This window comes from Nocardioides potassii, assembly GCF_021648885.1.
Lineage (GTDB): Bacteria > Actinomycetota > Actinomycetes > Propionibacteriales > Nocardioidaceae > Nocardioides > Nocardioides potassii.
In genome coordinates this window covers 796,788-819,036 of the sequence record NZ_JAKJHZ010000005.1, presented here as the reverse complement: position 1 = coordinate 819,036, position 22,249 = coordinate 796,788, and the positions used below count along the sequence as shown (strand labels likewise).

Annotated in this window: 27 protein-coding genes; 6 read left to right on the top strand and 21 right to left on the bottom strand. The window is 72.0% G+C overall.

The features are described from left to right. Positions 1-22 precede the first annotated feature (22 nt). The 8 genes from dxs to L2K70_RS08455 form a co-directional block, all read right to left on the bottom strand. The gene (gene dxs, locus L2K70_RS08490; RefSeq protein WP_236401263.1) at positions 23-1,924 is read right to left on the bottom strand and encodes a 1-deoxy-D-xylulose-5-phosphate synthase; all 1,902 of its coding nucleotides are present in this window, start codon (positions 1,922-1,924) and stop codon (positions 23-25) included. 16 nt (positions 1,925-1,940) lie between these two features. Further along, positions 1,941-2,864 (bottom strand): SMP-30/gluconolactonase/LRE family protein, encoded by a 924-nt coding sequence (locus L2K70_RS08485; RefSeq protein ID WP_236401261.1) that lies wholly within the window; start codon positions 2,862-2,864, stop codon positions 1,941-1,943. Continuing rightward, positions 2,861-3,334: an NUDIX domain-containing protein gene (locus tag L2K70_RS08480; RefSeq protein ID WP_236401259.1), complete on the bottom strand. Its 474-nt coding sequence runs from the start codon at positions 3,332-3,334 to the stop codon at positions 2,861-2,863. Before L2K70_RS08480 ends, L2K70_RS08485 begins: the two co-directional genes overlap by 4 nt. Before the next feature lie 25 nt (positions 3,335-3,359). Further along, positions 3,360-3,692, bottom strand: coding sequence for a hypothetical protein (locus tag L2K70_RS08475; RefSeq protein ID WP_236401256.1), 333 nt, complete (start codon positions 3,690-3,692; stop codon positions 3,360-3,362). 118 nt (positions 3,693-3,810) lie between these two features. Further along, entirely contained in the window at positions 3,811-4,407 is a 597-nt protein-coding gene (locus L2K70_RS08470) for a GNAT family N-acetyltransferase (RefSeq protein WP_236401254.1), read from the bottom strand. Between the two features lie 10 nt (positions 4,408-4,417). Further along, positions 4,418-4,945, bottom strand: a complete 528-nt coding sequence (locus tag L2K70_RS08465; protein WP_236401252.1) for a hypothetical protein — start codon at positions 4,943-4,945, stop codon at positions 4,418-4,420. Positions 4,946-4,959: 14 nt separating this feature from the next. Continuing rightward, positions 4,960-5,364, bottom strand: coding sequence for a YjbQ family protein (locus L2K70_RS08460; RefSeq protein ID WP_236401249.1), 405 nt, complete (start codon positions 5,362-5,364; stop codon positions 4,960-4,962). Continuing rightward, positions 5,364-5,666 carry a thiamine-binding protein gene (locus L2K70_RS08455; protein WP_236401248.1) on the bottom strand — a complete coding sequence of 101 codons (303 nt, stop codon included), beginning with the start codon at positions 5,664-5,666 and terminating at the stop codon, positions 5,364-5,366. Before L2K70_RS08455 ends, L2K70_RS08460 begins: the two co-directional genes overlap by 1 nt. A 124-nt stretch (positions 5,667-5,790) precedes the next feature. Here L2K70_RS08455 and L2K70_RS08450 point away from each other — a divergent pair, with 124 nt between their 5' ends. After that, positions 5,791-6,627 (top strand): alpha/beta fold hydrolase, encoded by an 837-nt coding sequence (locus tag L2K70_RS08450; protein ID WP_236401246.1) that lies wholly within the window; start codon positions 5,791-5,793, stop codon positions 6,625-6,627. An 18-nt stretch (positions 6,628-6,645) separates the two neighbouring features. Here L2K70_RS08450 and L2K70_RS21615 read toward each other — a convergent pair whose 3' ends face one another. From L2K70_RS21615 to L2K70_RS08425, 5 genes are all read right to left on the bottom strand, one after another. After that, the gene (locus L2K70_RS21615; protein WP_236401244.1) at positions 6,646-7,353 is read right to left on the bottom strand and encodes a thioredoxin-like domain-containing protein; all 708 of its coding nucleotides are present in this window, start codon (positions 7,351-7,353) and stop codon (positions 6,646-6,648) included. Then, the gene (locus tag L2K70_RS08440) at positions 7,350-7,856 is read right to left on the bottom strand and encodes a SigE family RNA polymerase sigma factor (protein ID WP_236401242.1); all 507 of its coding nucleotides are present in this window, start codon (positions 7,854-7,856) and stop codon (positions 7,350-7,352) included. The genes L2K70_RS21615 and L2K70_RS08440 overlap by 4 nt, the downstream gene beginning before the upstream one ends. Next, positions 7,843-9,189 (bottom strand): hypothetical protein, encoded by a 1,347-nt coding sequence (locus L2K70_RS08435; protein ID WP_236401239.1) that lies wholly within the window; start codon positions 9,187-9,189, stop codon positions 7,843-7,845. Before L2K70_RS08435 ends, L2K70_RS08440 begins: the two co-directional genes overlap by 14 nt. A 251-nt stretch (positions 9,190-9,440) precedes the next feature. After that, positions 9,441-10,031, bottom strand: coding sequence for a hypothetical protein (locus L2K70_RS08430; RefSeq protein WP_236401237.1), 591 nt, complete (start codon positions 10,029-10,031; stop codon positions 9,441-9,443). Position 10,032: 1 nt separating this feature from the next. Next, positions 10,033-12,867, bottom strand: coding sequence for an aconitate hydratase (locus L2K70_RS08425; protein WP_303645854.1), 2,835 nt, complete (start codon positions 12,865-12,867; stop codon positions 10,033-10,035). A gap of 154 nt (positions 12,868-13,021) precedes the next feature. Between L2K70_RS08425 and L2K70_RS08420 the strand changes: the two genes are divergently transcribed. After that, positions 13,022-13,552 (top strand): AAA family ATPase, encoded by a 531-nt coding sequence (locus L2K70_RS08420; protein WP_236401233.1) that lies wholly within the window; start codon positions 13,022-13,024, stop codon positions 13,550-13,552. Here the strand turns inward: L2K70_RS08420 and L2K70_RS08415 are convergent. From L2K70_RS08415 to L2K70_RS08405, 3 genes are read right to left on the bottom strand one after another with little or no spacing between them, the layout of a single operon-like run. Beyond that, complete coding sequence (locus L2K70_RS08415; protein WP_236401230.1) at positions 13,549-13,905, bottom strand: hypothetical protein; 357 nt, start codon at positions 13,903-13,905, stop codon at positions 13,549-13,551. The genes L2K70_RS08420 and L2K70_RS08415 overlap by 4 nt on opposite strands. Before the next feature lie 37 nt (positions 13,906-13,942). Beyond that, complete coding sequence (locus tag L2K70_RS08410; RefSeq protein ID WP_236401228.1) at positions 13,943-15,157, bottom strand: class I SAM-dependent RNA methyltransferase; 1,215 nt, start codon at positions 15,155-15,157, stop codon at positions 13,943-13,945. Further along, a complete protein-coding gene (locus L2K70_RS08405; RefSeq protein WP_236401226.1) occupies positions 15,147-17,201 on the bottom strand; it encodes an APC family permease in 2,055 nt (684 codons plus the stop codon). The genes L2K70_RS08410 and L2K70_RS08405 overlap by 11 nt, the downstream gene beginning before the upstream one ends. A gap of 55 nt (positions 17,202-17,256) precedes the next feature. On the opposite strand from L2K70_RS08405, the gene L2K70_RS08400 reads away from it, so the two are divergent. Both L2K70_RS08400 and L2K70_RS08395 read left to right on the top strand, forming a co-directional pair. Then, positions 17,257-17,919, top strand: coding sequence for a potassium channel family protein (locus L2K70_RS08400; RefSeq protein ID WP_236401224.1), 663 nt, complete (start codon positions 17,257-17,259; stop codon positions 17,917-17,919). A 15-nt stretch (positions 17,920-17,934) separates the two neighbouring features. After that, positions 17,935-18,606 (top strand): potassium channel family protein, encoded by a 672-nt coding sequence (locus tag L2K70_RS08395; protein WP_236401222.1) that lies wholly within the window; start codon positions 17,935-17,937, stop codon positions 18,604-18,606. Between the two features lie 27 nt (positions 18,607-18,633). Here the strand turns inward: L2K70_RS08395 and L2K70_RS08390 are convergent, their stop codons facing one another. From L2K70_RS08390 to dut, 4 genes are read right to left on the bottom strand one after another with little or no spacing between them, the layout of a single operon-like run. Then, complete coding sequence (locus L2K70_RS08390; protein ID WP_236401220.1) at positions 18,634-19,410, bottom strand: DUF3159 domain-containing protein; 777 nt, start codon at positions 19,408-19,410, stop codon at positions 18,634-18,636. Beyond that, on the bottom strand, positions 19,407-19,769 hold the full coding sequence (locus tag L2K70_RS08385) for an OB-fold nucleic acid binding domain-containing protein (RefSeq protein ID WP_236401217.1): 363 nt from the start codon (positions 19,767-19,769) through the stop codon (positions 19,407-19,409). The genes L2K70_RS08390 and L2K70_RS08385 overlap by 4 nt, the downstream gene beginning before the upstream one ends. A 3-nt stretch (positions 19,770-19,772) precedes the next feature. After that, positions 19,773-20,402 (bottom strand): DUF3710 domain-containing protein, encoded by a 630-nt coding sequence (locus L2K70_RS08380; RefSeq protein ID WP_236401215.1) that lies wholly within the window; start codon positions 20,400-20,402, stop codon positions 19,773-19,775. Between the two features lie 27 nt (positions 20,403-20,429). Next, positions 20,430-20,924, bottom strand: a complete 495-nt coding sequence (gene dut, locus L2K70_RS08375; protein WP_308195763.1) for a dUTP diphosphatase — start codon at positions 20,922-20,924, stop codon at positions 20,430-20,432. 27 nt (positions 20,925-20,951) lie between these two features. Here dut and L2K70_RS08370 point away from each other — a divergent pair, with 27 nt between their 5' ends. After that, complete coding sequence (locus tag L2K70_RS08370; RefSeq protein ID WP_236401213.1) at positions 20,952-21,422, top strand: DUF3093 domain-containing protein; 471 nt, start codon at positions 20,952-20,954, stop codon at positions 21,420-21,422. A gap of 10 nt (positions 21,423-21,432) precedes the next feature. After that, positions 21,433-21,759 carry a DUF4235 domain-containing protein gene (locus L2K70_RS08365; RefSeq protein WP_236401211.1) on the top strand — a complete coding sequence of 109 codons (327 nt, stop codon included), beginning with the start codon at positions 21,433-21,435 and terminating at the stop codon, positions 21,757-21,759. Positions 21,760-21,841: 82 nt separating this feature from the next. Here L2K70_RS08365 and L2K70_RS08360 read toward each other — a convergent pair whose 3' ends face one another. Beyond that, complete coding sequence (locus tag L2K70_RS08360) at positions 21,842-22,132, bottom strand: DUF4193 domain-containing protein (protein ID WP_121143038.1); 291 nt, start codon at positions 22,130-22,132, stop codon at positions 21,842-21,844. Positions 22,133-22,249: the final 117 nt, after the last annotated feature.

Below are 22,249 nucleotides of genomic sequence, written 5' to 3'. Positions count from 1 at the left end.
CCCACCGGGGGGCCGGAGCGTGTCAGGCCGTGTGGTCGACCTCGACGAGGGCCGGTCGGTCGAGCGCCGTCACGGTCTCGACGATGTCGCGCGCGATCGTCTGGGCGTCCAGGCCGATCCGCGCGAGGATCGCGTCGCGCTTGGCGTGGTCGAGGAACTCCTGCGGGATCCCGTGGAGGCGGTACGGCGTCTCGACGCCGGCGTCGTTGAGGGTCTGGAGCAGGACGGCGCCACAGCCGCCGACACGGCCGTTGTCCTCGATGCTGACCACGAGGCGGTGCTCGCGCGCCAGCTCGACGACGGCGGGGTCGACCGGCTTGACCCAGCGTGGGTCGACGACGGTCACGCCGATGCCCTGGTCGGTCAGCCGCGCCGCGACCTCGACCGCCGTCGTGGCCATGGAGCCCACCGCGACGACCAGGACGTCGGGCTCGCCCTCGCGCACGAGCACGTCGGCACCACCGATGCGGTCGATGGCCGGCACGTCCTCGGGCGGGGGGCCCTTCGGGAACCGGACCACGGTCGGCGCGTCGTCGACCTGCACGGCCTCGTCCAGCAGCTCGCGCAGCCGGGCCACGTCACGCGGAGCGGCGAGCCGGAGACCGGGGACGACCTGGAGGATCGACATGTCCCACATGCCGTTGTGGCTCGCACCGTCGTCGCCGGTCACGCCCGAGCGGTCGAGGACGAACGTGACGCCGCACCTGTGCAGTGCCACGTCCATCAGCACCTGGTCGAAGGCCCGGTTGAGGAAGGTCGCGTAGACCGCGAAGACCGGGTGCATCCCGCCCATCGCCAGCCCCGCCGCCGAGGTGACGGCGTGCTGCTCGGCGATGCCGACGTCGAAGGTCCGCTCGGGGAACTTCTCGGCGAAGACGTCGAGCCCGACCGGGTGCATCATCGCAGCGGTGATGGCCACGACGTCCTCGCGCCGCTCGCCGAGCTCGACGATGGCCTCGGAGAAGTGGTCGGTCCAGATCTTGCCCTTGGGCTTCTCGGCGCCGGTCTGCACGTCGAACGGCCCGGGTGCGTGGAACTGGTCGGCCTCGTGCCGCAGCGCGGGGTCGTACCCCTGTCCCTTGCGGGTGATGGCGTGCACGATGACGGGCCCGCCGAAGCGCTTGGCCTTGGTCAGCGCCTGCTCCATCGCCGCCCGGTCGTGGCCGTCGACGGGGCCGACGTACTTCAGGCCGAGGTCCTCGAAGAGGCCCTGCGGGGCGAGCGCGTCCTTCATGCCCTTCTTGACCGCGTGGAGCGCGTCGTAGGCGGCGTGCCCGACGCCGGGCACCGCGTTGAGGCGCTTCTTCACCAGGTCGAGCACCTGCTCGTAGCGCGGGTTGGTGCGCAGGGAGGTGAGCGCGGTCGCGAGGCCGCCGATGGTCGGGGTGTAGGACCGCTCGTTGTCGTTGACGACGATCACGAGCCGGCTCGACCGCGCGATGGCGATGTTGTTGAGCGCCTCCCAGGCCATCCCGCCGGTGAGGGCGCCGTCGCCGATCACGGCGACCACGTGCCGGTCGTCGCCGCGGATCGCGTAGGCCTTCGCCAGTCCGTCGGCGTAGGACAGCGAGGTGCTGGCGTGGGAGTTCTCGACGATGTCGTGCTCGGACTCGGCCTGGCTCGGGTAGCCGCTGACGCCGCCCTCCTTGCGGAGCGTGTCGAACCTGGCGTGGCGGCCGGTGACCAGCTTGTGCACGTAGGACTGGTGGCCGGTGTCGAAGACGACCCGGTCGTGCGGCGAGTCGAATACCCGGTGGATCGCGAGCGTCAGCTCGACGACGCCGAGGTTGGGACCGAGGTGCCCGGAGTTGGTCGCGACGGTGCGGATCATCACGTCACGGATCTCGGCGGCCAGCTCGTCCAGCTGCCCCTCGGAGAGCCCGCGGAGGTCGCGCGGGGACGAGATCGAGTCGAGGAGTGCCATGTCGACCGAGTCTATTTCATGGCAGGTCGTGGACCGCCACCGCCGGCTCGTGCAGGCTGCCGAGCCAGACCCGGCCCTGGTGCTCCCGGACCCCGGTCACCATGTGGAAGGCGGGGTGCTCGATGTCGAGGTCGCGCACCAGCCGGCCGTCGCCGTCGTACGCCTGGGCGCGGATGGTGCGCTGCGGCGCGGGCTGGAACCTATCGGGGATCTTCGTGATGGCCCGTCGCAGCGCCATCGGCGCCGTGCCGAGTCGCTCGACGAGGCCGTCCACCGGGCTGGCGAGGGTGACCCAGATGAGTCCGTCGCTGCCCAGGCTGATGTTGTCGGGGTAACCAGGCAGGTCGGTGACGAGGTGGTCGCGCTCGCCCGCCCGCGGGCCCGTCAGCCACAGGCGTACGACGGTCCTGCCGCGGCACTCGGCCACGGCGACGTAGGACTCGTCCGCGGCGAGGGCGACGCCGTTGGAGAACCGCAGCCCGTCGAGGACCACGGTGACCGTGCCGTCCGGGTCCCGGCGCAGCAGCCGGCCGGTGTGGGTGTCCTGGACGAAGTCCTCCTTCCACCGGTCGACGCCGTAGTGCAGCGAGGAGTCGCTGAACCAGATCGTCCCGTCGACCGCCACGGCCGCGTTGTTGCAGAACCGCATCGGACGCCCGTCGACCCTGTCGAGCAGGACGTCGACGTCGCCCGTGCCGGTGTCGACGGCCAGCAGGCCCCTCTGTGCGTCGCAGACGAGCAACCGCGCGTCGGGGAGCAGCTCGAGGCCGAGCGGACGACCGCCAGTGTCGGCGACCCGACGGACGTTCCCGCTCACCGGGTCGACGGCCCAGACCGCACCGTCCTCCGTGCCCGTCCACACGGTGCCGTCGGGCCCGACGAGGACGTCCTCCGCGCCCATCGACGGGACGGGGTGCACGGTCAGCGAGGGCGAGCTCATCGCACCATGCCGGCGTAGCCGGGACCGTCGAGGAAGGCCGGTACGACGTCCGCTGCCGCCGAGGTCAGGTCCAGGTCGCGCGCCACCTCGGGCTCGACGAAGACGATCTGGCGGCCCTCGCGGCAGTCGATGTCGGCGTCCGTGAGGTCGGTGGCCGCGACGAAGACCTGCATCCGGTCCCATGTGCCGTGCGCGTGGGTGTGGTCGACGACGAGCTCGCGGTGCAGCACGAGGGTCCCGGGCTCCAACCGGACACCGGTCTCCTCCTCGAGCTCGCGGTAGGCCGCCGGCTCGAACTCCTCCCCCGGCTCGACGTGCCCACCGGCCAGGCCCCACTTCTCGGGGTCGATGGGGGCGTGCTCGTCGCGCTCCTGCAGCAGGATCCGCCCCTCCCGGTCGACCAGCACGACGCCGGCGAAGCGGCGGTGGCCGGCCGAGGGCTCGTCGGGGCGCTGCTCGGATGGGTGCACCACTCGACCCTAGCCACCCCGGGACTCACATCCGGACGCGGTAGCGCCGCCCACGCAACGCCTCCTCGACCAGGCCCACCTCGCGGCGTACGGCGAGCAGGCGGGCGTCCTCGAGCTGGAAGGTCTGCACGGCGGCGGTCACCACCGCCTCGTCGGCGACGTCCTTCAGGTCGCCGCGGATCTCGCTCAGCCCGCGCCGGGTGGCGAGCTGCTGGGCCTCGACGTGGAGAACCGCGAACCTGGCCAGGACGACGACGTGGCGGCGCAGCCCGGTGAAGCGCCGGTAGTCGGGCGGGCACAGGTCGAGCAGCCAGCTGGCGGCCGTGTCCTCCCACTCCGGGGCATCGGGCGGGCGCACCTGTCTCGGCCAACCGGGCGGGGCGACACCGCTGTGCCCCTCGGGCGGCGTGGGGCGCTGCCGGGGCGGTGGCGGGGGAAACACCTCACGAGCATATCGAACATGTGTTCGACACGTGTCAGGCCAGGCCGAGCGCCTCCTCCACGGCAGCCAGGTCGGGGTCGCGGAGCCCGGCGCAGTCGTGCCGCCACCAGACGTCGGGGTAGACGATCCGACCCGTCATCCAGTCCTCCAGGCGGAAGGGGACGACCTGGAGGGCAGGGGCGGGGACCCGCACCGAGGGCGGCTCGATGCCGTGTGCCACCGCGGGCGCGAAGCCACGCGCGCCGTAGAACATCGTACTGCCCTCCAGCACGAGGGCAGGACGGCCACTGCTGCGGGCCGCCTCGATCGCGGCCGCGACCAGCGCTGTGCCGATCCCCCGCCGTTCCCACCCGGGCCTGGTGCTCAGTGGAGACAGCATCGCGAGCGACACCAGCTCGCGCCGGGCGTCCAGCCAGCAGTGGCTGACACCGACGTGCCCGACCACCTCCCCCTCGACGACGGCGACGCGCTCGGCGAGCAGGTGGGCACCCTGCCGGACCTCGGCCCAGAGGAGGGCGACCTGGTCGCCGTGGGTGGACCCGCCGGCACCGAAGGCCGCCCGGATCACCGCGAGGACCGCGTCGACGTCACCGGGCTCGACGTCGCGCATCTCGAAGGCCTGCTCGCTCACCCGCGCCACGCTAGCCCCTCACCCGCTCGCGGAGACCGGCCGCGAGCCCGACGATCGTGAGTGCGTCGAACAGCCCGCCGCCCACCTCCGCGAGCCGACGGTGGCGGACGGGACCCAGCCGCAGGCGGAGGTGGACCCGCGCGCCGTCCGCCCCGGCCGGCGACAGGTGGAGGCACCACGTCAGGTCGGTGTGCCCGCGCCGCGAGGTGTACAGCAGGTGGTCGGGAGCCTCCGCGGAGGCGAGGGTGAACGTGGCGTCCGCGCCACCCCAGTCCGGGATCACGTCGCCGACCTCCTGCTCGAGCCACCGCGGCTCGAGGTGGCGCAGCGCGCGGCGCGACGGTGGGACGAACCGCTCGACCCGGGCCGGCAGGTACCACCCCGCTCGCCGCTTCCCCAGCTGCACCAGCCACGGCCACACGACCTCGGGAGGGGCGGGCACGTCGAAGCCGCGGTCCATCACGACGTCGGCGTCGACGAGGTCGTCGCCGGGCAGCGTCGTACGACGTTCGGCTGCCGTGGCCCGCGCGAGGTCCACCGGTCAGCCCTCCATCAACCGGCCAGGAAGGACCAGCGCACCTCGCGGGTGGCGTTGTCGACGTTGAGGTCCACCAGGCAGATGCTCTGCCACGTGCCGAGGGCGAGTCGTCCGCCGAGCACCGGCACGGTGCAGTAGGGCGGGACGATCGCCGGCATCACGTGGGAGCGGCCGTGGCCGGGTGACCCGTGGCGGTGCCGCCAACGGTCGTCGGCGGGCAGCAGGTCGCCGAGCGCGGCCAGCAGGTCGTCGTCCGAGCCCGCTCCCGTCTCGATGATCGCCAGGCCGGCGGTCGCGTGCGGCACGAAGACGTGCAGCAGGCCGTCGCCCCGGTCCGCCACGAAGTCCGCGGCGTCGTCCGTCAGGTCGAGCACGACCTCGTCGCCGCCGGTGCGGTAGGTGCGGCTCTCGGAGTCCATCAGTCGTCCGCCAGCGCCTGCTCGATGCGCTCCACCTTGGCGGTGAGCTGGCCCTCGTAGCCGGGCCGGATGTCGGCCTTCAGCACGAGCCCCACTCGCGGCGAGACCTGAGCCACGACGTCGACCGCCTGCTTGACGACCGCCATCACCTCGTCCCACTCCCCCTCGATCGTGGTGAACATCGAGGTGGTCTCGTGGGGCAGCCCGGAGGCACGGACGACGCGTACGGCCTCGGCGACGGCAGCCGTGACCGATCCGTTCGGGTCGCTGGACGTGGGCGAGATGGAGAAGGCGACGAGCATGACCCCACGCTACCCACGTCCCGCCGCACCACCCCGACGGACGTGTTGTCTTGTGCACAAGACGTTAGGTTGAGGGAGTCACCGGCCGTCCCACCAGGGGGCGGCCGCAAGGGAAGGACTACCCGTGCCCGAGGTCACCGCAAGCTCCGGTCTGCTCAGCTCCACCAAGGTCCACGTCGAGGACTCCGGCGGCTCCGGCCGCCCGGTCGTGCTCATCCACGGCTGGCCGCTGTCCGGCGAGTCCTGGAGCGAGCAGGTCGGCCCGCTGAGCGCCGCCGGCTACCGCGTCGTGGCCTACGACCGCCGCGGGTTCGGCCGCAGCGACAAGCCGTCGAAGGGCTATGACTACGACACGCTGGCCGACGACCTCGACGGCGTGCTGTCCGAGCTGGACCTCACCGACGTGACGCTCGTCGGCTTCTCGATGGGCGGCGGCGAGGTCGCCCGCTACGTCGCCAAGCACGGCGAGGACCGCATCCACTCGGTGGTCTTCGCCGCCGCCGTGCCGCCGTACCTGATGAAGGGCGACGACAACCCCGACGGCCCCCTCACCGAGGACGCCGCTGCCGAGATGACGAAGGGGCTCGAGGAGGACCGGACCACGTTCTTCGACGGCTTCATGACGGACTTCTTCTCCGCCAAGGGCGAGCTCAAGGTGAGCGAGGAGCAGCGCCAGGAGGCGCTGGTCCTGTGCCACCAGAGCGACCAGACCGCCGCGCTCGGCTGCATGGAGGCCTTCGGCACGACGGACTTCCGCGACGACCTGACCAAGATCACCGTCCCGACCCTCGTCATCCACGGCGACAGCGACGCCACGGTCCCCTTCGAGGGCTCCGGCAAGCGCACGCACGAGACGATCACCGGCTCGGAGCTCGTCGTCGTCCAGGACGCGCCCCACGGGTTCAACGTCAGCCACGCCGACGAGTTCAACCGGGCGCTGCTGGGCTTCCTCCAGCGCTGATCGGCGCTCCGCTGGCCGTCAGGCGTTGGCACCCTCGCCCGGGATGGCGCCGCCCGGGTCGGGGGTGCCGCCCTGGCAGCTGACGCCGAACTCCGGCGCGGTGTGCCCGTCGCCGTACTCCTCCAGGAAGAGGGCGAGCCTGCGGTCGTCGGCGCCGTCGAGCTGCAGCTGGGCGCCCCAGACGGTCACCACCACCGGGGACGGCAGGCCTTCGCGCGGCGACATGATCCCGTTGTCCGGGAGCTGCGCGGCGAGCGCCTCGACGTCGGCGTCCGAGAGCCCGGGGTCGTGGGTGATCCACACCGTGCCGTGCTCGAGGTCGTGCACGGCGTTCTCCTCGCGCACCGGCTCGTCGTACACCCCGCAGGCGAGCCAGACCGGTGCGTGCGGCCCGCCGGCGGGCGGGTCCTGCGGGTAGGCGACGTCATCCATCGTGTGCGCGCGGTCGGTGATCTCCCACGTCCGGACGAGCGTCAGGTCGAGCGCGCGCTTCGCCTCCTCCTCGCCCCGCAGCGCCTTGTCGACCAGAGGTGCGGCCAGGGCGGCACCGAGCACGAGGGCGGCCCCGACACTGGCCAGGACGAGCGGGAGCCTGCTGGGGCGCTGCTCCTCGACGACGGGGGGCTGCCCGTACGACTGCGCGTCGGGCTGGCCGTCTGTCGACTCGTACGACGACTCGGGCGACCCGTCCCGCGCGGGCTCGGTCGTCGGGTCGGCGTCGCTCACCGCGTCAGGCTACCGGCGCCCTCCACAGCGCTTCCGTCCGCCGGCAGGGCCTCCCGGAGTCGGGACAGCCCGTCGCGGGCCTGCGACTTCACGGTCCCCGGAGCGATACCGAGGGTGGCAGCGATGTCGGCCTCCGACATGCCCTCGTAGTAGCGCAGCACGAGCACCGCCCGCTGCCGCGGGGGGAGCGTGGCGAGGGCGGCTCGGACGGCGAGCAGCTCGGCGACGTCCGGGTCGTGGGCGAGCTGCTCGGGCACCTCGTCCGTGGGGTGCTCGCGCCAGCGACGCCTGCGCCAGCGCGAGATGTTCTCGTTGACGAGCACGCGGCGCACGTAGGGCTCGGGGTCGTCCGCGATGCGGCGCCACTGGGGCACGATCTTCACCAAGGTCGCCTGGACGAGGTCCTCCGCGTCGTGCGCGTGCCCGGTGAGGAGGTACGCCGTCCGCAGCAGCGCGGCCTGCCGCGCGACGACGAACTCCGCGAAGCCCTCAGGCGCGGCCACGCCGCCGCCTCAGGTCGCGCCAGAGGGAGACGAGGAAGACGAGCACGACCGCGCCGCCCGCTCCGACGAGGCGGGGGTCCGGGGCGAACGGCGCGTCCGGCGCCTGGACGACGTCGGCGGACCAGGCGTCGGCCGCGAAGGTCGGAACCGCGCCCTCGAACTCCAGCAGGCGAGCCTCCTCACCGGTGCGCACGTCCACTGTCGACGCCGCAAGGTGCATGTCTGCCCCTGCGCCGACACGTGTCCCCACGACCACCTCGGTATCCGACCGCCATCCGTACACGTCGTCGGCCCGGACATCGCCCACAGGCGCCATGGCCACGGGGTCGTCAGTGAGGTCGCCCACGACGACGGGCTCCAGCCCCTCCATCGACGCGCCGCTCGATGGATCGGCATCGAGAACGGCAGCCACCTGTCTCCCGTCCGCGCCGAGCGCCGCGGCGTTCCGGATGCGCCTCTCGAGCCACACGCGACGATCGACGTGGTTGCCGCGGACCAGCCTGAGGTCGCGAGCGCCATTCACGAGGAACCCGTCGGCCGTCGATCGAGCCGTGCTCAACGGGAGGGCCCACCCGGGCTCGTCGGACGTCATCGTCCTGCGCACACCGGACCCGAGGTCCCAGGTGTGCGCCGCAAGGCCGGACTTGAGGCCGATCGTCCCGACGGGCTCCACCGACCCTGCCGACCACCACAACACGTCCCCGGCCCACGCGAGCCCGTCGACCTGCAGCCCGTGCGCGGACTTCGCGTCCCAGCGCTCGACCTCCCCGGTGGCCAGGTGCAGCACGGCCACGCCCGCTGGTCGGGCAGCAGGAGCGTCATTCTCGTCCACGTCCGCGGGGAGCACGTCGACGTCGTCGTTCGTGAACCAGTACGCCAGGAGCTGACCGTCCGCCGACAGCGCTACGGGCGTGGTCGTCACGGGGACCGCGTCCGGAAGGTCGAGGAAGCGCGATTCGCCCGTGACAGCCGACACGCCCCAGAGCGCGGGACGAGACGACCACCATCCCGCTCGGCTGCCGACGCCCGCTGCGACGAGCCTGCCGGGCACGCTGGAGAACGACGGCTCCCACTCGCCCGGTTGGCGCACCACGTCGGGCAGCACCATCCGGCCGGTCGAGGTGGCAACAGGCGGGTCGATCCGGGCCAGGACGGAGGGCGTCAACGCGGTGGCGAGCACGCCGACGGTGACGATCGCGGCCAGCGCGGACGCCGTACGACGACGCTGCCGGCGCCGTCCGCGGGCCCAGAGCGCCTCCGGGTCGACCGCGCCCGAGGGCGCACGCGCCGCCAGTCGGTCGAGCCGGTCGACGACGTCGGTCGGTGCTGGCATGCGCGATGTACCCCCTGTGTGCGGACAGCCTCACACGTCCACACGCTCCGAGCGGGCCGTCTGGTGGGGTGCCGCCCGAAGATCCTTCAGGCTGACCGCCCCTGCAGGCCCGGGCAGTCGCACACGTGTCCGTCGTACGGCCCTCGGACGCGCCGGTCGAGGGCCACTTCTCGGACACGTGTGGCGTCGGGCTCCCTGTACGGGCCTGTGCGGTGGCGGCGACGCACCCGTGCGTCACCGTCACCGCACAGTCAGGCCAGCGCAGACCGTACGACGTCCGCGCGGGCGTCGTACTCGTCCTGCGGGATGTCCGGGAGCATGTCCGCCCAGACGGGGAGGTTCGAGCCCCGGAGCTCGAGGACGCCGAGGGGGCGGGCCAGGACGTTGACCGAGAGGTGGCCGCCGCCGTTCTCCCACTTGCTGACCTGCACGTTGCCGACGCCGGGCAGGGCGCGCAGGGCCCGGAAGGTGCGAGCGACGAGCCGGCCGAGCTCCTCGTCGGCGGCCTCGTCAAGGTCGTCGAGCCGCTCGTGCTCGCGCGCGACGACGTTGGCCACGAACATCAGGCTGGTGCCGCCGGGCCGGATGACCGCGAGGCGCGTGCCGGTGTGCAGGACCAGGTCCTCACGCGCCAGGGCGCGGCAGGTGCCGCAGGCATCGGCCGAACGCTCGCGCGACGGCTCGGGGACGACGCGCTCCCCCAGCGGCTTCGGCGTCAGGCCGTCGCGCTCGAACGGGAAGACCTCCCACCCGGCCATGGCGCCGAGGGGCGGGCGGCCGGCCGCGTCCAGGTGGCCCTGGACGCGGCCGCGCCACACCTCTGCCGGATCGGCAGCAGCCACGTCAGCCGCGCAGGAGGTTGCGCAGGACGTACTGCATGATCCCGCCGTTGCGGTAGTAGTTCGCCTCGCCGGGGGTGTCGATGCGGACGGTCGCCTCGAACTCGCTGGTCTCGCCGTGCGCCTGGTCGGTGCCGGGAGCCGGCTCCACCTTGACCGTCACGGTCTTGGGCGTCGTGCCGTCGTTGAGCTCGGTGATCCCGCTGATGCTGATGATCTCCGCACCGGTGAGGCCGAGGTCGTCGGCGGTCTTCCCGTCGGGGAACTGCAGCGGGATGACGCCCATGCCGATGAGGTTGGAGCGGTGGATGCGCTCGTAGGACTCGGCGATGACGGCCTTCACGCCCAGCAGCGCCGTGCCCTTGGCCGCCCAGTCGCGCGACGACCCCGAGCCGTACTCCTTGCCGGCCAGGACGACCAGCGGCGTGCCGGCCGCCTGGTAGTTCTGGCTGGCCTCGAAGACGCTGGTGACCTCGCCGTCCTTCGTGAAGTCCTTGGTCACGCCGCCCTCGGTGCCCGGCGCGATCTGGTTGCGCAGGCGGATGTTGGCGAACGTGCCCCGGATCATCACCTCGTGGTTGCCGCGGCGCGAGCCGTAGGAGTTGAAGTCGCGCTGCTCGACGCCGTGCTCGGCGAGGTACTTCCCGGCGGGGCTGTCCTTCTTGATCGCGCCGGCCGGGCTGATGTGGTCGGTCGTGACCGAGTCACCCAGCTTGAGCAGCACCCGGGCGCCGACGATGTCGGTGACCGGCTCCGGCTCGTCGGGCATGCCGTCGAAGTAGGGGGGACGGCGGACGTAGGTGGAGTCCTCGTCCCACTCGAAGGTGTTGCCCTCGGGCGTGGGGAGCGACTGCCAGCGCTCGTCGCCCTTGAACACGTCGGCGTAGGACGAGCCGAACATGTCCGAGGTGATCGCGCGGGCGATCGTCTCCTCGACCTCCTGCGGGCTCGGCCAGATGTCCTTGAGGAACACGTCGTTGCCGTCGGTGTCCTGGCCGAGCGGGTCGCCGAACAGGTCGACGTCCATCGAGCCGGCCAGGGCGTAGGCCACGACGAGCGGCGGCGACGCGAGGTAGTTCATCTTCACGTCCGGGTTGATCCGGCCCTCGAAGTTGCGGTTGCCCGACAGCACCGAGACGACCGCGAGGTCCGCCTCGTTGACGGCGGCCGAGACCTCGGGGATGAGCGGGCCGGAGTTGCCGATGCAGGTGGTGCAGCCGTAGCCGACGAGGTTGAAGCCGAGCTTGTCGAGGTACGGCGTCAGGCCGGCACGCTCGTAGTAGTCGGACACGACCTTGGAGCCGGGCGCGAGCGAGGTCTTGACCCACGGCTTGCGCGAGAGACCCTTCTCGACGGCGTTCTTGGCAAGAAGGGCCGCGCCGATCATCACGCTCGGGTTGGAGGTGTTGGTGCACGAGGTGATCGCGGCGATCACGACGGCGCCGTGGTCGATCTCGACCTCCTGGCCGTCGAGCGAGACCTTCGTCTTCTTGCTCGGGCGTCCGGCGTCCTTCGGGGCGTCGGCGTGGACGGGCTTGCCGTTGCCGCCCTCGTGGCTCGGCGCGTCGGAGGCCGGGAACGACTCCTCGACGGCCTCGTCGTAGCCGGACGCCTTCACGGCGTCGTCCGGGTCGGAGTCACCCTCGTCGACGTAGTCGGCCAGCGCGGCGCGGAAGGAGTCCTTCGCGACCGAGACCTCGACGCGGTCCTGCGGGCGCTTCGGCCCGGCCAGCGACGGCACCACGGTGGACACGTCGAGCTCGAGGCGCTCGCTGTAGCGCGGCTCGGCGCTCGGGTCGTGCCACAGCCCCTGCTCCTTGGCGTACGCCTCGACGAGCGCGAGCTGCTCGTCGGTGCGGCCGGTGAGGCGGAGGTAGTCGACGGTCTGGTCGTCGATCGGGAAGACGGCGATGGTCGAGCCGAACTCCGGGCTCATGTTGCCGATCGTGGCGCGGTTGGCCAGCGGCAGCGCGGACACGCCCTCGCCGTAGAACTCGACGAACTTGCCGACCACGCCGTGCTCGCGGAGCATCTCGGTGATCGTGAGCACCAGGTCGGTGGCGGTGGAGCCCTCGGGCAGCTCGCCGGACAGCTTGAAGCCGACGACGCGCGGGATGAGCATGGAGACCGGCTGACCGAGCATCGCGGCCTCGGCCTCGATGCCGCCGACGCCCCAGCCGACCACGCCGATGCCGTTGACCATCGTGGTGTGGGAGTCGGTGCCGACGCAGGTGTCGGGGTAGGCGACGCCGTCACGCACCATCACGACGCGCGCGAGGTGCTCGATGTTGACCTGGTGGACGATGCCGGTGCCGGGCGGCACGACCTTGAAGTCGTCGAAGGCGCCCTGGCCCCAGCGCAGGAACTGGTAGCGCTCGCGGTTGCGCTCGTACTCGATCTCGACGTTGCGCTCGAAGGCGCCGGGCGTGCCGAAGACGTCGGCGATGACGGAGTGGTCGATGACCATCTCGGCCGGCGCGAGCGGGTTGATCTTCGTGGCGTCGCCGCCGAGCTCGGCCATCGCCTCGCGCATGGTGGCGAGGTCGACGACGCAGGGGACGCCCGTGAAGTCCTGCATGATCACGCGCGCCGGCGTGAACTGGATCTCCTGGTCGGGCGCGGCGCTCGCGTCCCAGCCGGCGATCGCCTTGATGTGGTCCGCGGTGATGTCCGCGCCGTCCTCGGTGCGGAGCAGGTTCTCCAGCAGCACCTTCAGCGAGAAGGGCAGGCTCTCGACGTCGAGGCCCTCACCCTTCACCGCGTCCAGGCGGTAGATCTCGTAGGACTGTCCGTCCACGTCCAGGGTGCCCTTGGCACCGAAGCTGTCCTGACTGGCCATCAGCCACATCTCCTCGGGAGGTTCGCGGGTACCCGGCCATCCTGCCCTCGCACGCGAGGACTCGGGAAGGTGGGTGACCCTGTTCTTGGGACGTCCGCAGTATCTTGACGTCAAGATAACACACGGTGCCAGTCCCCTCGGCTAGCCTCCCGGCGTGCCGACCCTCCTCCACCTCAACGGTCCCTCGGGCGTCGGCAAGTCGACGCTGGCCCGCGCGCACTCCGACGCGCACCCGGGCACGCTCGTCTGCGACATCGACGAGCTCCGATCGTGGGTCGCGGGCTGGGAGGACGACTTCGTCGGCACCGGCGAGGCCGTCCGTCAGACCGCGCTCGCCCTGATGACGGCCTACCTGCGCACCGGTCGCGACGTGGTCCTCCCCCAGCTCATCGTGGCGCCCGCGCAGGTCGACCGCTTCGTCGCGGCGGCGCACGTGGCGGGAGCGTCGTACGTCGGTGTGGTGCTCGATGCCGCACCCGACGTCGTGCTGCACCGGCTGCACCACCGGACCGAGACGCCCGTGACCGCGGTGATCTCGCGGATCATCGAGGAGCGCGGCGGCGACCCGCTCGTCCTCGAGGGCCGCCTGCAGCTGCTGGACCTCGCCGCTGCCAACGGCTGGCCCGTGGTCGACACCACCGACCGGTCGACGGCGCTGGCCGAGCTGGCCGCGCTCGTGCCCTAGCCGATGCCGGCCTTCTGGTCGAGGCGTTGGAGCAGCTCGTGGGCGGCCAGCTCGACCTTCTTGTGCCGCCACTCAGACGCGCGGTAGACGCACGCGATCAGGCCGCTGCGGTGCACGCGGCGCAGGTCGCCGTACACGAACGCGTGGCGGGCCTTGGTGCCGTCGTTGGCCCCGACGGTGAGCCCGAGGTGCCACAGCGCGTAGTCGGCGAACGAGTGCCTCTCGAGGTAGGCGTTCTCCGCCTCGGCCCCGGGCTGCCCCGATCCCCAGTCGCTGTCGAGCACGTACTGGCGCTTGTCGATCAGCCGCTGGGCATGGGCGACGGCGTCCTGGTTGACCTCGTAGGTGGCCATGCCTCCACCCTGCCCCGCCGCGGTGGGGGCAGCAAGGTCAGCGGCGGACCGGCTCCAGCAGTGCCACGCACTCGACGTGGTGCGTCATCGGGAAGAGGTCGACGGCCCGGATCGCGGTGAGCTCGTAGTCGTGCTCGGCGAAGATCGCCACGTCACGGCCGAGGGCGGCGGGGTCGCAGGCGACGTACGCCACCGCGCGGGGGCGGCGGTCGACGACCTGCTCGACGACGGCGCGCCTGGCACCCTCGCGGGGCGGGTCGAGGACGACCAGGTCGAACGGCTCGTCGAGACCCGCCCGCAGGACGCGGTCGGTGGGACCGCACTCGACGCTCGCGTTGTCCAGGGCGGCGAGGTTGGTGCGGGCGTGCTGGCACGCGGCGCGGTCGGCCTCGACCGCGACGATGCGGGCACCGGTCGCCTCACCGACGAAGCGGGCGAACAGCCCGACGCCGGCGTAGAGGTCGAGCGCCCGCTCCCCCGGCGCCGGGCGCAGCAGGTCGAGCACCGCGCCGACGAGGACCCGCGGGGCCTCTGGGTGCACCTGCCAGAACCCGTCGGCCGCGACGGAGAACGGATGGGTCGCGCTGCCCACGGTGACGTCGTGGGACGTCATGGTGTCCGGCTGCCCGGGCGACCACTCGCCATGACGTCCGGCGCGGGCGCCGGCGACCGGTCGGGCATCGTCGACGGCGATCAGGCAGTCGTCGACGAGGACCAGGTCGTGGGAGCGGTGCTGGCGCATCGCGGGACGGCCGTCGTCGGTCACCGCGTAGCGCTGCCGCGTCCGCCAGCGCAGCCCGTCGTCCTCGCGACCGGCGACCGGGACGGCCTCGACCTCGAGGCCGGTCACGAGAGGCGACCCGGCGTCGAGCCGGCCGAGACGCACGAGCTGCTCGCGCACCACCGACGTCTTGAGGGCGCGCTGGGCAGGAAGGGCGACGTGCTGGAAGTCGCAGCCGCCGCAGAGGCCGGGCCCGGCGTAGGGGCAGGGCGCCTCCACCCGGTCGGCCGAGGCCTCGATGACCGACACGGCGTCGCCGCGCCAGAACCGGTCACCGTCCGTGCCCTCGGTGATCTCGACGACGACCCGCTCGCCGGGCAGCGCGTGGCGGACGAACACCACGCGGGACTCCGGATCCGGGAGCCGTACGACGCAGTGGCCGCCGTGCGCGACCGGGCCGACCTCGGCCTCGAAGCGCTCGCCCACCCGCGAGCGACCACGGGCCCGGCGCGGCCGGCTGCTACGGCTCACTGTCGATCTGACCCGGGCGGCTGGCCGACGTGACGCGGCCGCGGCGCAGGTCGCCTGCGTGCACGCGGACCTCGTCGCGCCTCTCGCGCTCCTGCGCGGCCTGCGAGGACCGGAGCTGGTAGGGGACGCTGATGACCATCACGCCGGGCGTGAAGAGCAGCCGACCCTTGAGCCGCAGGGCCGTCTGGTTGTGCAGCAGCTGCTCGTACCAGCGCCCGACGACGTACTCCGGGATGTAGACCGCCACGACGCCGCGCGGGCTGGCCCGGCGGATCTCCTGGGTGTACTCCACGATCGGCCGGACGACCTCGCGGTAGGGCGAGTGCAGCACCTTGAGCGGGATGTCGAGGTGGCGCTCGTCCCACTCCTCCAGCAGCCGGTTGGTGGCCTTGGTGTCGATGCTGACGTAGATCGCCTCCAGCACGTTGGGCCGCGTCGCGCGGGCGAAGGCAAGCGCCCGGAGGGTCGGCTTGTGCAGCTTGGAGGCCAGCACGATCGCGTGCACGCGGGTCGGCATGACCTTGTCCTGCTCGTCGGCCGCGAGCTCGAGCTCGACCTGGCTGTAGTGGCGCGAGATCGCCTTCATGACCATGAAGAAGAACGCCATCGCGAGGATCGTGATCCACGCACCGGCGAGGAACTTCGTGATGAGGACGATCACCAGCACGACCGCGGTCATGCCCAGGCCGAACGTGTTGATCGCGCGCGAGCGCAGCATCCGCCGGCGCACGGCGGGGTCGCGCTCGGTAGCGAGGTTGCGTGACCAGTGCCGGATCATGCCGAGCTGGCTGAGGTTGAACGACACGAAGACGCCCACGATGTAGAGCTGGATCAGCTTGGTGGTCTCGGCGTCGAAGATCACGATCAGCAGGATCGACATGGCCGCCAGGAAGACGATGCCGTTGCTGTAGGCGAGCCGGTCCCCGCGCGAGCCCAGCGAGCGCGGGGCGAGGCCGTCCTGGGCCAGGATCGACCCGAGGACCGGGAAGCCGTTGAAGGCGGTGTTGGCCGCGAGCACGAGGATGATCCCCGTGACCGTGACGACGAAGTAGAAGCCCGGCGGGAAGTGGTCGAAGACACCGCTGGCGATCTGCGAGATCACCGGGTGCTGGTCGTAGCCCTCCGGCAACCCCCCACCGCCGGCCTCCCGCAGCTTGTCGAGGTGGTGCGGGTCGACGTAGCGGATGCTCATCTGCTTGGCGAGGACGATGACGCTCATCATCATCGAGATGGCGATCAGCCCGAGCAGGAGCAGCGTGGTGGCGGCGTTGCGGCTCTTGGGCTTGCGGAAGGCAGGCACGCCGTTGCTGATCGCCTCGACACCGGTCAGCGCCGCACACCCCGAGGAGAACGCGCGGGCCAGGAGGAAGAGGAGCGCGACCTGGGACAGCGGGCCGTCCCAGCCCTCGTCGGGCCGGATCTCCAGGCCCGCACTCTCGGCCTGGGGGAGGTCACCGGCGAGGAGCCGCAGCAGGCCGTAGGCGCACATGCCGAGGATGGCGACCATGAACAGGTAGGTCGGCACCGCGAAGAACGCACCCGACTCGCGCACACCACGCAGGTTCATCGCGGTCAGCAGGATCACCGCGATCGTGGCGGCCGTCGCCTCGTGCCCGATCAGCCCCGGGATGGCCCCGGCGGCGTACTGCGCCGCGGAGGAGATCGACACGGCGACGGTCAGGACGTAGTCGACCAGCAGCGCGCTCGCCACGGTCACGCCGGCGTTGCGTCCGAGGTTCACCGTCGCGACCTCGTAGTCGCCGCCACCGGAGGGGTACGCGTGCACGGTCTGCCGGTAGGAGGCGATGACCGTGAGCATCACGACCGCGACCGCGATGCCGATCTTCCAGGACCAGACGTAGGTCGACGCGCCAGCGACGGCGAGCATGATGAAGACCTCGTCGGGTGCGTAGGCCACCGACGACAGCGCGTCGCTCGCGAAGACCGGGAGCGCGATGCGCTTGGGGAGAAGGGTCTCGCCCAGCTGGCTGCTGCGGAGCTTGCGCCCGAGCAGGATCCGCTTCGAGACGTCACCGACACTCACGAACGAGAGCGTAGACCGCCCGACGCCGAACTCCCCGCTGGGATACGGTTCTGGCGTGCACGTCGTGATCATGGGTTGTGGCCGCGTCGGCTCGACGCTCGCCCGCAGCCTCGAGGACCGCAACCACACCGTGTCGATCATCGACAGCGAGCCCGACTCGTTCCGGCGCCTCGGCCCGGAGTTCAACGGCGACAAGATCACCGGCTACGGCTTCGACCAGCAGGTGCTCGAGAAGGCCGGCATCCGGCGGGCCGACGCCTTCGCGGCGGTCTCCAGCGGTGACAACTCCAACATCATCGCCGCGCGCGTGGCGCGCGAGACGTTCGGCCTGCAGCAGGTCGTCGCCCGCATCTACGACCCCGGCCGGGCCGAGGTCTACCAGCGCCTGGGCATCACGACGGTCGCGACGGTCAAGTGGACGGCCGACCAGATCCTGCGGCGGCTCCTCCCGGCCGGCGCCGAGCCCGACTTCCGGGACCCGTCCGGGACGATCCGCGTCGACCACGTGCCGATCCCCGAGGCGTGGATCGGCAACCGCACCGTCGAGTTCCAGATGCAGTCGCGCAGCCGCATCGCGTGGATCGACCGCCTCGGCGAGGGCATGCTCCCGACCCGCGAGACGGTCCTGCAGGAGGGCGACATGCTCCACCTCGTCATGCGCGAGGAGCACGCCGCCCACGCCTACGCCGTGCTCGAGTCCGGCCCCGAAGACGACTGAAGGAGCAGCTGAGAGATGCGTGTCGCCATCGCCGGAGCCGGCGCCGTGGGTCGCTCGATCGCGCGCGAGCTGATCGAGAACGGCCACCAGGTCCTCCTCATCGACAAGAACCCGTCGTCCATCCGCCCCGAGCGCGTGCCCAACGCCGAGTGGCTCCTCGCCGACTCCTGCGAGCTGTCCTCCCTCGCCGAGGCCCAGCTGGGCAAGTGCGACGTCGTCATCGCCGCCACCGGTGACGACAAGGCCAACCTCGTCACCTCGCTGCTGGCGAAGACCGAGTTCGGGGTGCCGCGCACGGTCGGGCGGGTCAACCACCCCAACAACGAGTGGTTGTTCACCGAGGCGTGGGGCGTCGACGTCAACGTCTCGACACCGCGCATCATGTCGGCGCTGGTCGAGGAGGCCGTCTCCATCGGCGACCTGGTCCGCCTGTTCACCTTCCGCCAGGGCAACGCGAACCTCGTCGAGCTGACCCTGTCCGCCGACTCCCCCTACGTCGGCACGCCCGCCGGGCTCGTGCCGTTCCCGGACAACTGCGCGCTCGTCACGATCCTGCGCGACGGGCAGGTCTACACGCCCGAGGCGGAGCAGCCGCTGGAGTCGGGCGACGAGCTCCTCTTCGTCGTGCCCGCCGAGGTCGAGGCCGAGCTGGAGAACCTGCTCTCGCCCGACTCCCACCCCAACTGAGCCCGGCCCCCGGACGCCGTACGACGATCAGGCGGGCGCCGCGCCGGGTGCCACGGGCGTGCGGTTGCGCGAGAGCAGCCACACCATCGAGCCCAGGGCGGCGAGCTGCAGCGGCCAGCCCAGCGCGATCTTCGAGACCCCGAGGATCGCCACGGCCGTGTCGGGGTCGAGCGACCCGGACCTGCCGGCGAGCCACACCGGGGCCTGGATCAGGACTCGCAGCACGCACGGCGCGACGAGGAGCCATGTCAGCCGCGAGCACAGCCGCACGACCTGCCGGTCGTCGTGCCATGCCGTCGCGTCGCCGGTGATGCTCCCGACCATGAAGCCGACCAGGGGCCAGCCGATGAGGCACGTGAACGCCAGCACGACGGCGTACCCGCCGTTGTAGAGGATGCCGGGCAGGAAGTAGGCCAGCGCCTGGTCCTGCTCGGAGCCGCCGGACGCGGCCGAACGGTGCACGAAGTACCAGCCGATCGCGATCCCGAACAACGCGTTGACGACGAACTGGACCGTCGAGCGCTGCACCAGGCGGATCGCGAGCAGCACGAGCGCGGCCCCCACGCTGACCTCGAGCGCGAGGTCGAGGTCGCGCTGCGTCAGCCACGTGACGGTGAACAGGATCGTCGGCACGGCGGCCTCGGCCATCCCGCGCCGTCCGCCCAGCGCCTTGGAGAGCTGCTGGCGCACGACGGCCTCGACGGTGTCGGCCTCGACCTTCGCGGCCCTGTCCGTCTGGTCCGACCCGGCGGGGTCGACCTGCTCGGGCACCTCGTCGCCGGACGCGCGGCTCGCCTCCGTCACGGGCGCAGCTCGTAGCGCGGGTTGAACATCAGCGGGACGCCACCCTGGCGCCCGATGCAGCCCGTCACGGTCACGGAGCGACCCGGGTCGACACCGGTGATCCGCCGACGACCCAGCCACACCACGGTGATGACGCCCGACCCGTCGTCGAGCTCCGCCTCAAGGGCGGGCACGCCACCGCGCGGGCGCAGCGTCACCGTGCGCAGCACGCCGTTGACCACGACCTGCTCGCGCTCGGGCGCGTCGGCGATGGCCACGGCCTCCGCCGTCGCGTGCGACTGACGGAGGTCACGCTGGTGCGCCTCGCCGCTGTCGGCCCACTTGGACAGCGCCTGCCGCAACCGGCTCTTCTCCGCCACGGCTCAGCGCACCCGACGCGCGTCGTCCGGCAGCTTGACGGGCAGCGGCTCACCGACGGGCATGGCGCCGTCGCCGCGCCGGACCACGATCTGCGCGAGCGCGTCCTCCCAGTCGGCCGTGTTGTCCGGGTCCATCGCGGGCCGGCCGAGGAAAGAGGCACGCAGCATCCAGCGATCGCCGTTGATGCCGATGATCCGCGAGGGCTGCGTCGCGTCGGTGCCATCGGGCCGCTTGACCGGCATCTGGCACACCAGCTCGGTCCCCCAGCGCCCCTCGCGCTCGACGGCCTGCCCACCGCGGCGGGTCATGTCCGCGGCGATCTGCGGACGCACCTCGGACCACAGGTCGCCGTTGCGCGGCGCGGCGAAGGCCTGGAACTCACACGCCCCGTCGGCACCGGCGAGCATCACCGCGCGCACCTGCCCGCTCTGCTCGTCGACCTGGAGCCGCAGCTCGCGGTCGGCGATCGGCGGGACGAGCACGGATCCGAGGTCGGCACGGTCGACGCCGTCGCCCTCGACCTGGGACACGTCGAACGGACCGGTGGTGGGGTCCGGCGTCGCGGCGGCCTCGATCGCGGTACCCGCGTCCTGGACCGGGTCGGTGGACTGTGCCTTGCGGCGGAACTTCACGTCACGTCTCCTTGCTGGTGGACCGGCTCATGATCGCGCACCGGTACCCGTAGAACCGTAGCCCCCGGTCCCCCGTACCGACTCCGGAAGCACCCCCACCTCGACGAACCGGGCGCGCTCGAAGCGCTGGATCACCAGCTGCGCGATGCGGTCCCCGCGCGCCAGCGTCACCGACTCCCGGGGGTCGTGGTTGATGAGCATCACCGTGATCTCGCCGCGGTAGCCCGCGTCGATGGTGCCAGGGGTGTTCACCACCGACACGCCGTGCCGGGCGGCGAGGCCCGAGCGCGGGTGAACGAGGGCGACGTAGCCGTCCGGCAGCGCGATCGACAGGCCTGTCGGCACCATCGCCCGCTCCCCCGGCCCCAGGGTGACGTCCACCGTCGCGTGGAGGTCGGCGCCCGCGTCACCCGGGTGGGCGTACGACGGCAGCGGCAGGTCGGGGTCGAGACGGACCACGGCGACGTCGAGGTCGGACGCGAGGTCGGCCTGGGGGTCAGGGGTGAGGGGCTGGTCGGGCACGAGGACTGAATCTATAGGCTCTGCGCCGTGGACCACGCCGAACGCCTCACCGTGCCGCTGCGCTGGTGGGCGCAGGGCACCATGCTGGTCGCGTCGGTGTGGCTGGCGACGATCGCCGCGACGGCCGACACCCAGTACGAGTTCGTCGCGTGGACCGTGACGGCGCTCGCGCTCGTCGTGATGATCGCCCTGTTCGTGGCCTACGGGAGCCCGCGAGTGGCCGTCGAGGACGGCGTCCTGCACGCCGGTCGCGCCCACATCGGCCTCGAGCACGTCGGCGAGGTGACGGCGCTGGACGCGGACGGCGTACGGCGCCAGGCGGGCGTGGACGCCGACGCCCGCGCCTACCTGCTGCTGCGGCCCTACCTGAAGCGGGGGGTGCGCGTCGACATCACCGACCCGGCCGACCCCACGCCGTACTGGCTCGTGAGCTGCCGTCGGCCGGAGGCCATCGTCTCGGCCGTCCGGGTGGGCCGGAGCGCCGACCACTCTGGATAGGCTGCGCGACATGGCCTCCCAGGAATCCAACAGCAAGGTCTTCTCGGCCTTCTCCCTCGCAGCCGCCATCGGCGCCGCCGCCGTCGCGAAGAAGGTCCTGAACACCTCGTGGCGCGCCGCCACGGGCAAGAACCCGCCGGCCAACCCCGCCGATCCCGACGTGGGCATGGCCGAGGCCGTGATGTTCGCGGCCGTCAGCGGCACGCTGATCGGCGTCGCCCGCATGCTCGCGGCCCGTCGGGCCGCCGGCTACTACGCGAAGTCCACCGGCCACCTCCCGCCCCAGCTGAAGAGGGACGGCCAGGACGCGTCGAAGGCCGCCGCGCCCCAGTCCTGACCGCACCGCACCGCCGGAGACGCGACAGCGCCCGCCCCCGTGAGGGGACGGGCGCTGTCGTCGTTCGTGGCGCTACCGCGGGTCAGATGCAGTCGCGGCAGATGAGCTTCTTCTCATCGGCCAGCTGCGAGCGGTGGTGGACCAGGAAGCAGCTCATGCACGTGAACTCGTCGTCCTGTCGAGGCATGACCTCGACAGCGAGCTCCTCGTGCGAGAGGTCGGCGCCGGGCAGCTCGAAGGACTCGGCCGCCTCGGTCTCGTCCTCGTCGACCTTGCCCGAGTTCTTGTCGTGACGTCGGGCCTTGAGCTCCTCGATGCTCTCCTCGCTCTGGTCCTCCTCCGTCTTGCGCGGCGCGTCGTAGTCGGTGGCCATCGGTTCCTCTCCCCATACGAGGGTCCCGGGCCGGCCGGTCAACGGCGCGGAGTGGGACCCAGTTGTGCTCGTCGTCGGCGCCAGATTGTGCACCATGGACGGGCCCTGTGGTGGGCC

Excerpts from the sequence above, each read along its gene's own strand:
- L2K70_RS08435 (WP_236401239.1), bottom strand. The coding sequence starts at position 9,189 with ATGCCAGCACCGACCGACGTCGTCGACCGGCTCGACCGACTGGCGGCG.
- L2K70_RS08485 (WP_236401261.1), bottom strand. The coding sequence starts at position 2,864 with ATGAGCTCGCCCTCGCTGACCGTGCACCCCGTCCCGTCGATGGGCGCG.
- L2K70_RS08425 (WP_303645854.1), bottom strand. The coding sequence starts at position 12,867 with ATGGCCAGTCAGGACAGCTTCGGTGCCAAGGGCACCCTGGACGTGGAC.
- L2K70_RS08395 (WP_236401222.1), top strand. The coding sequence starts at position 17,935 with ATGCGTGTCGCCATCGCCGGAGCCGGCGCCGTGGGTCGCTCGATCGCG.
- L2K70_RS08415 (WP_236401230.1), bottom strand. The coding sequence starts at position 13,905 with ATGGCCACCTACGAGGTCAACCAGGACGCCGTCGCCCATGCCCAGCGG.
- L2K70_RS08365 (WP_236401211.1), top strand. The coding sequence starts at position 21,433 with ATGGCCTCCCAGGAATCCAACAGCAAGGTCTTCTCGGCCTTCTCCCTC.
- L2K70_RS08455 (WP_236401248.1), bottom strand. The coding sequence starts at position 5,666 with ATGCTCGTCGCCTTCTCCATCTCGCCCACGTCCAGCGACCCGAACGGA.
- L2K70_RS08460 (WP_236401249.1), bottom strand. The coding sequence starts at position 5,364 with ATGGACTCCGAGAGCCGCACCTACCGCACCGGCGGCGACGAGGTCGTG.
- L2K70_RS08360 (WP_121143038.1), bottom strand. The coding sequence starts at position 22,132 with ATGGCCACCGACTACGACGCGCCGCGCAAGACGGAGGAGGACCAGAGC.
- dxs (WP_236401263.1), bottom strand. The coding sequence starts at position 1,924 with ATGGCACTCCTCGACTCGATCTCGTCCCCGCGCGACCTCCGCGGGCTC.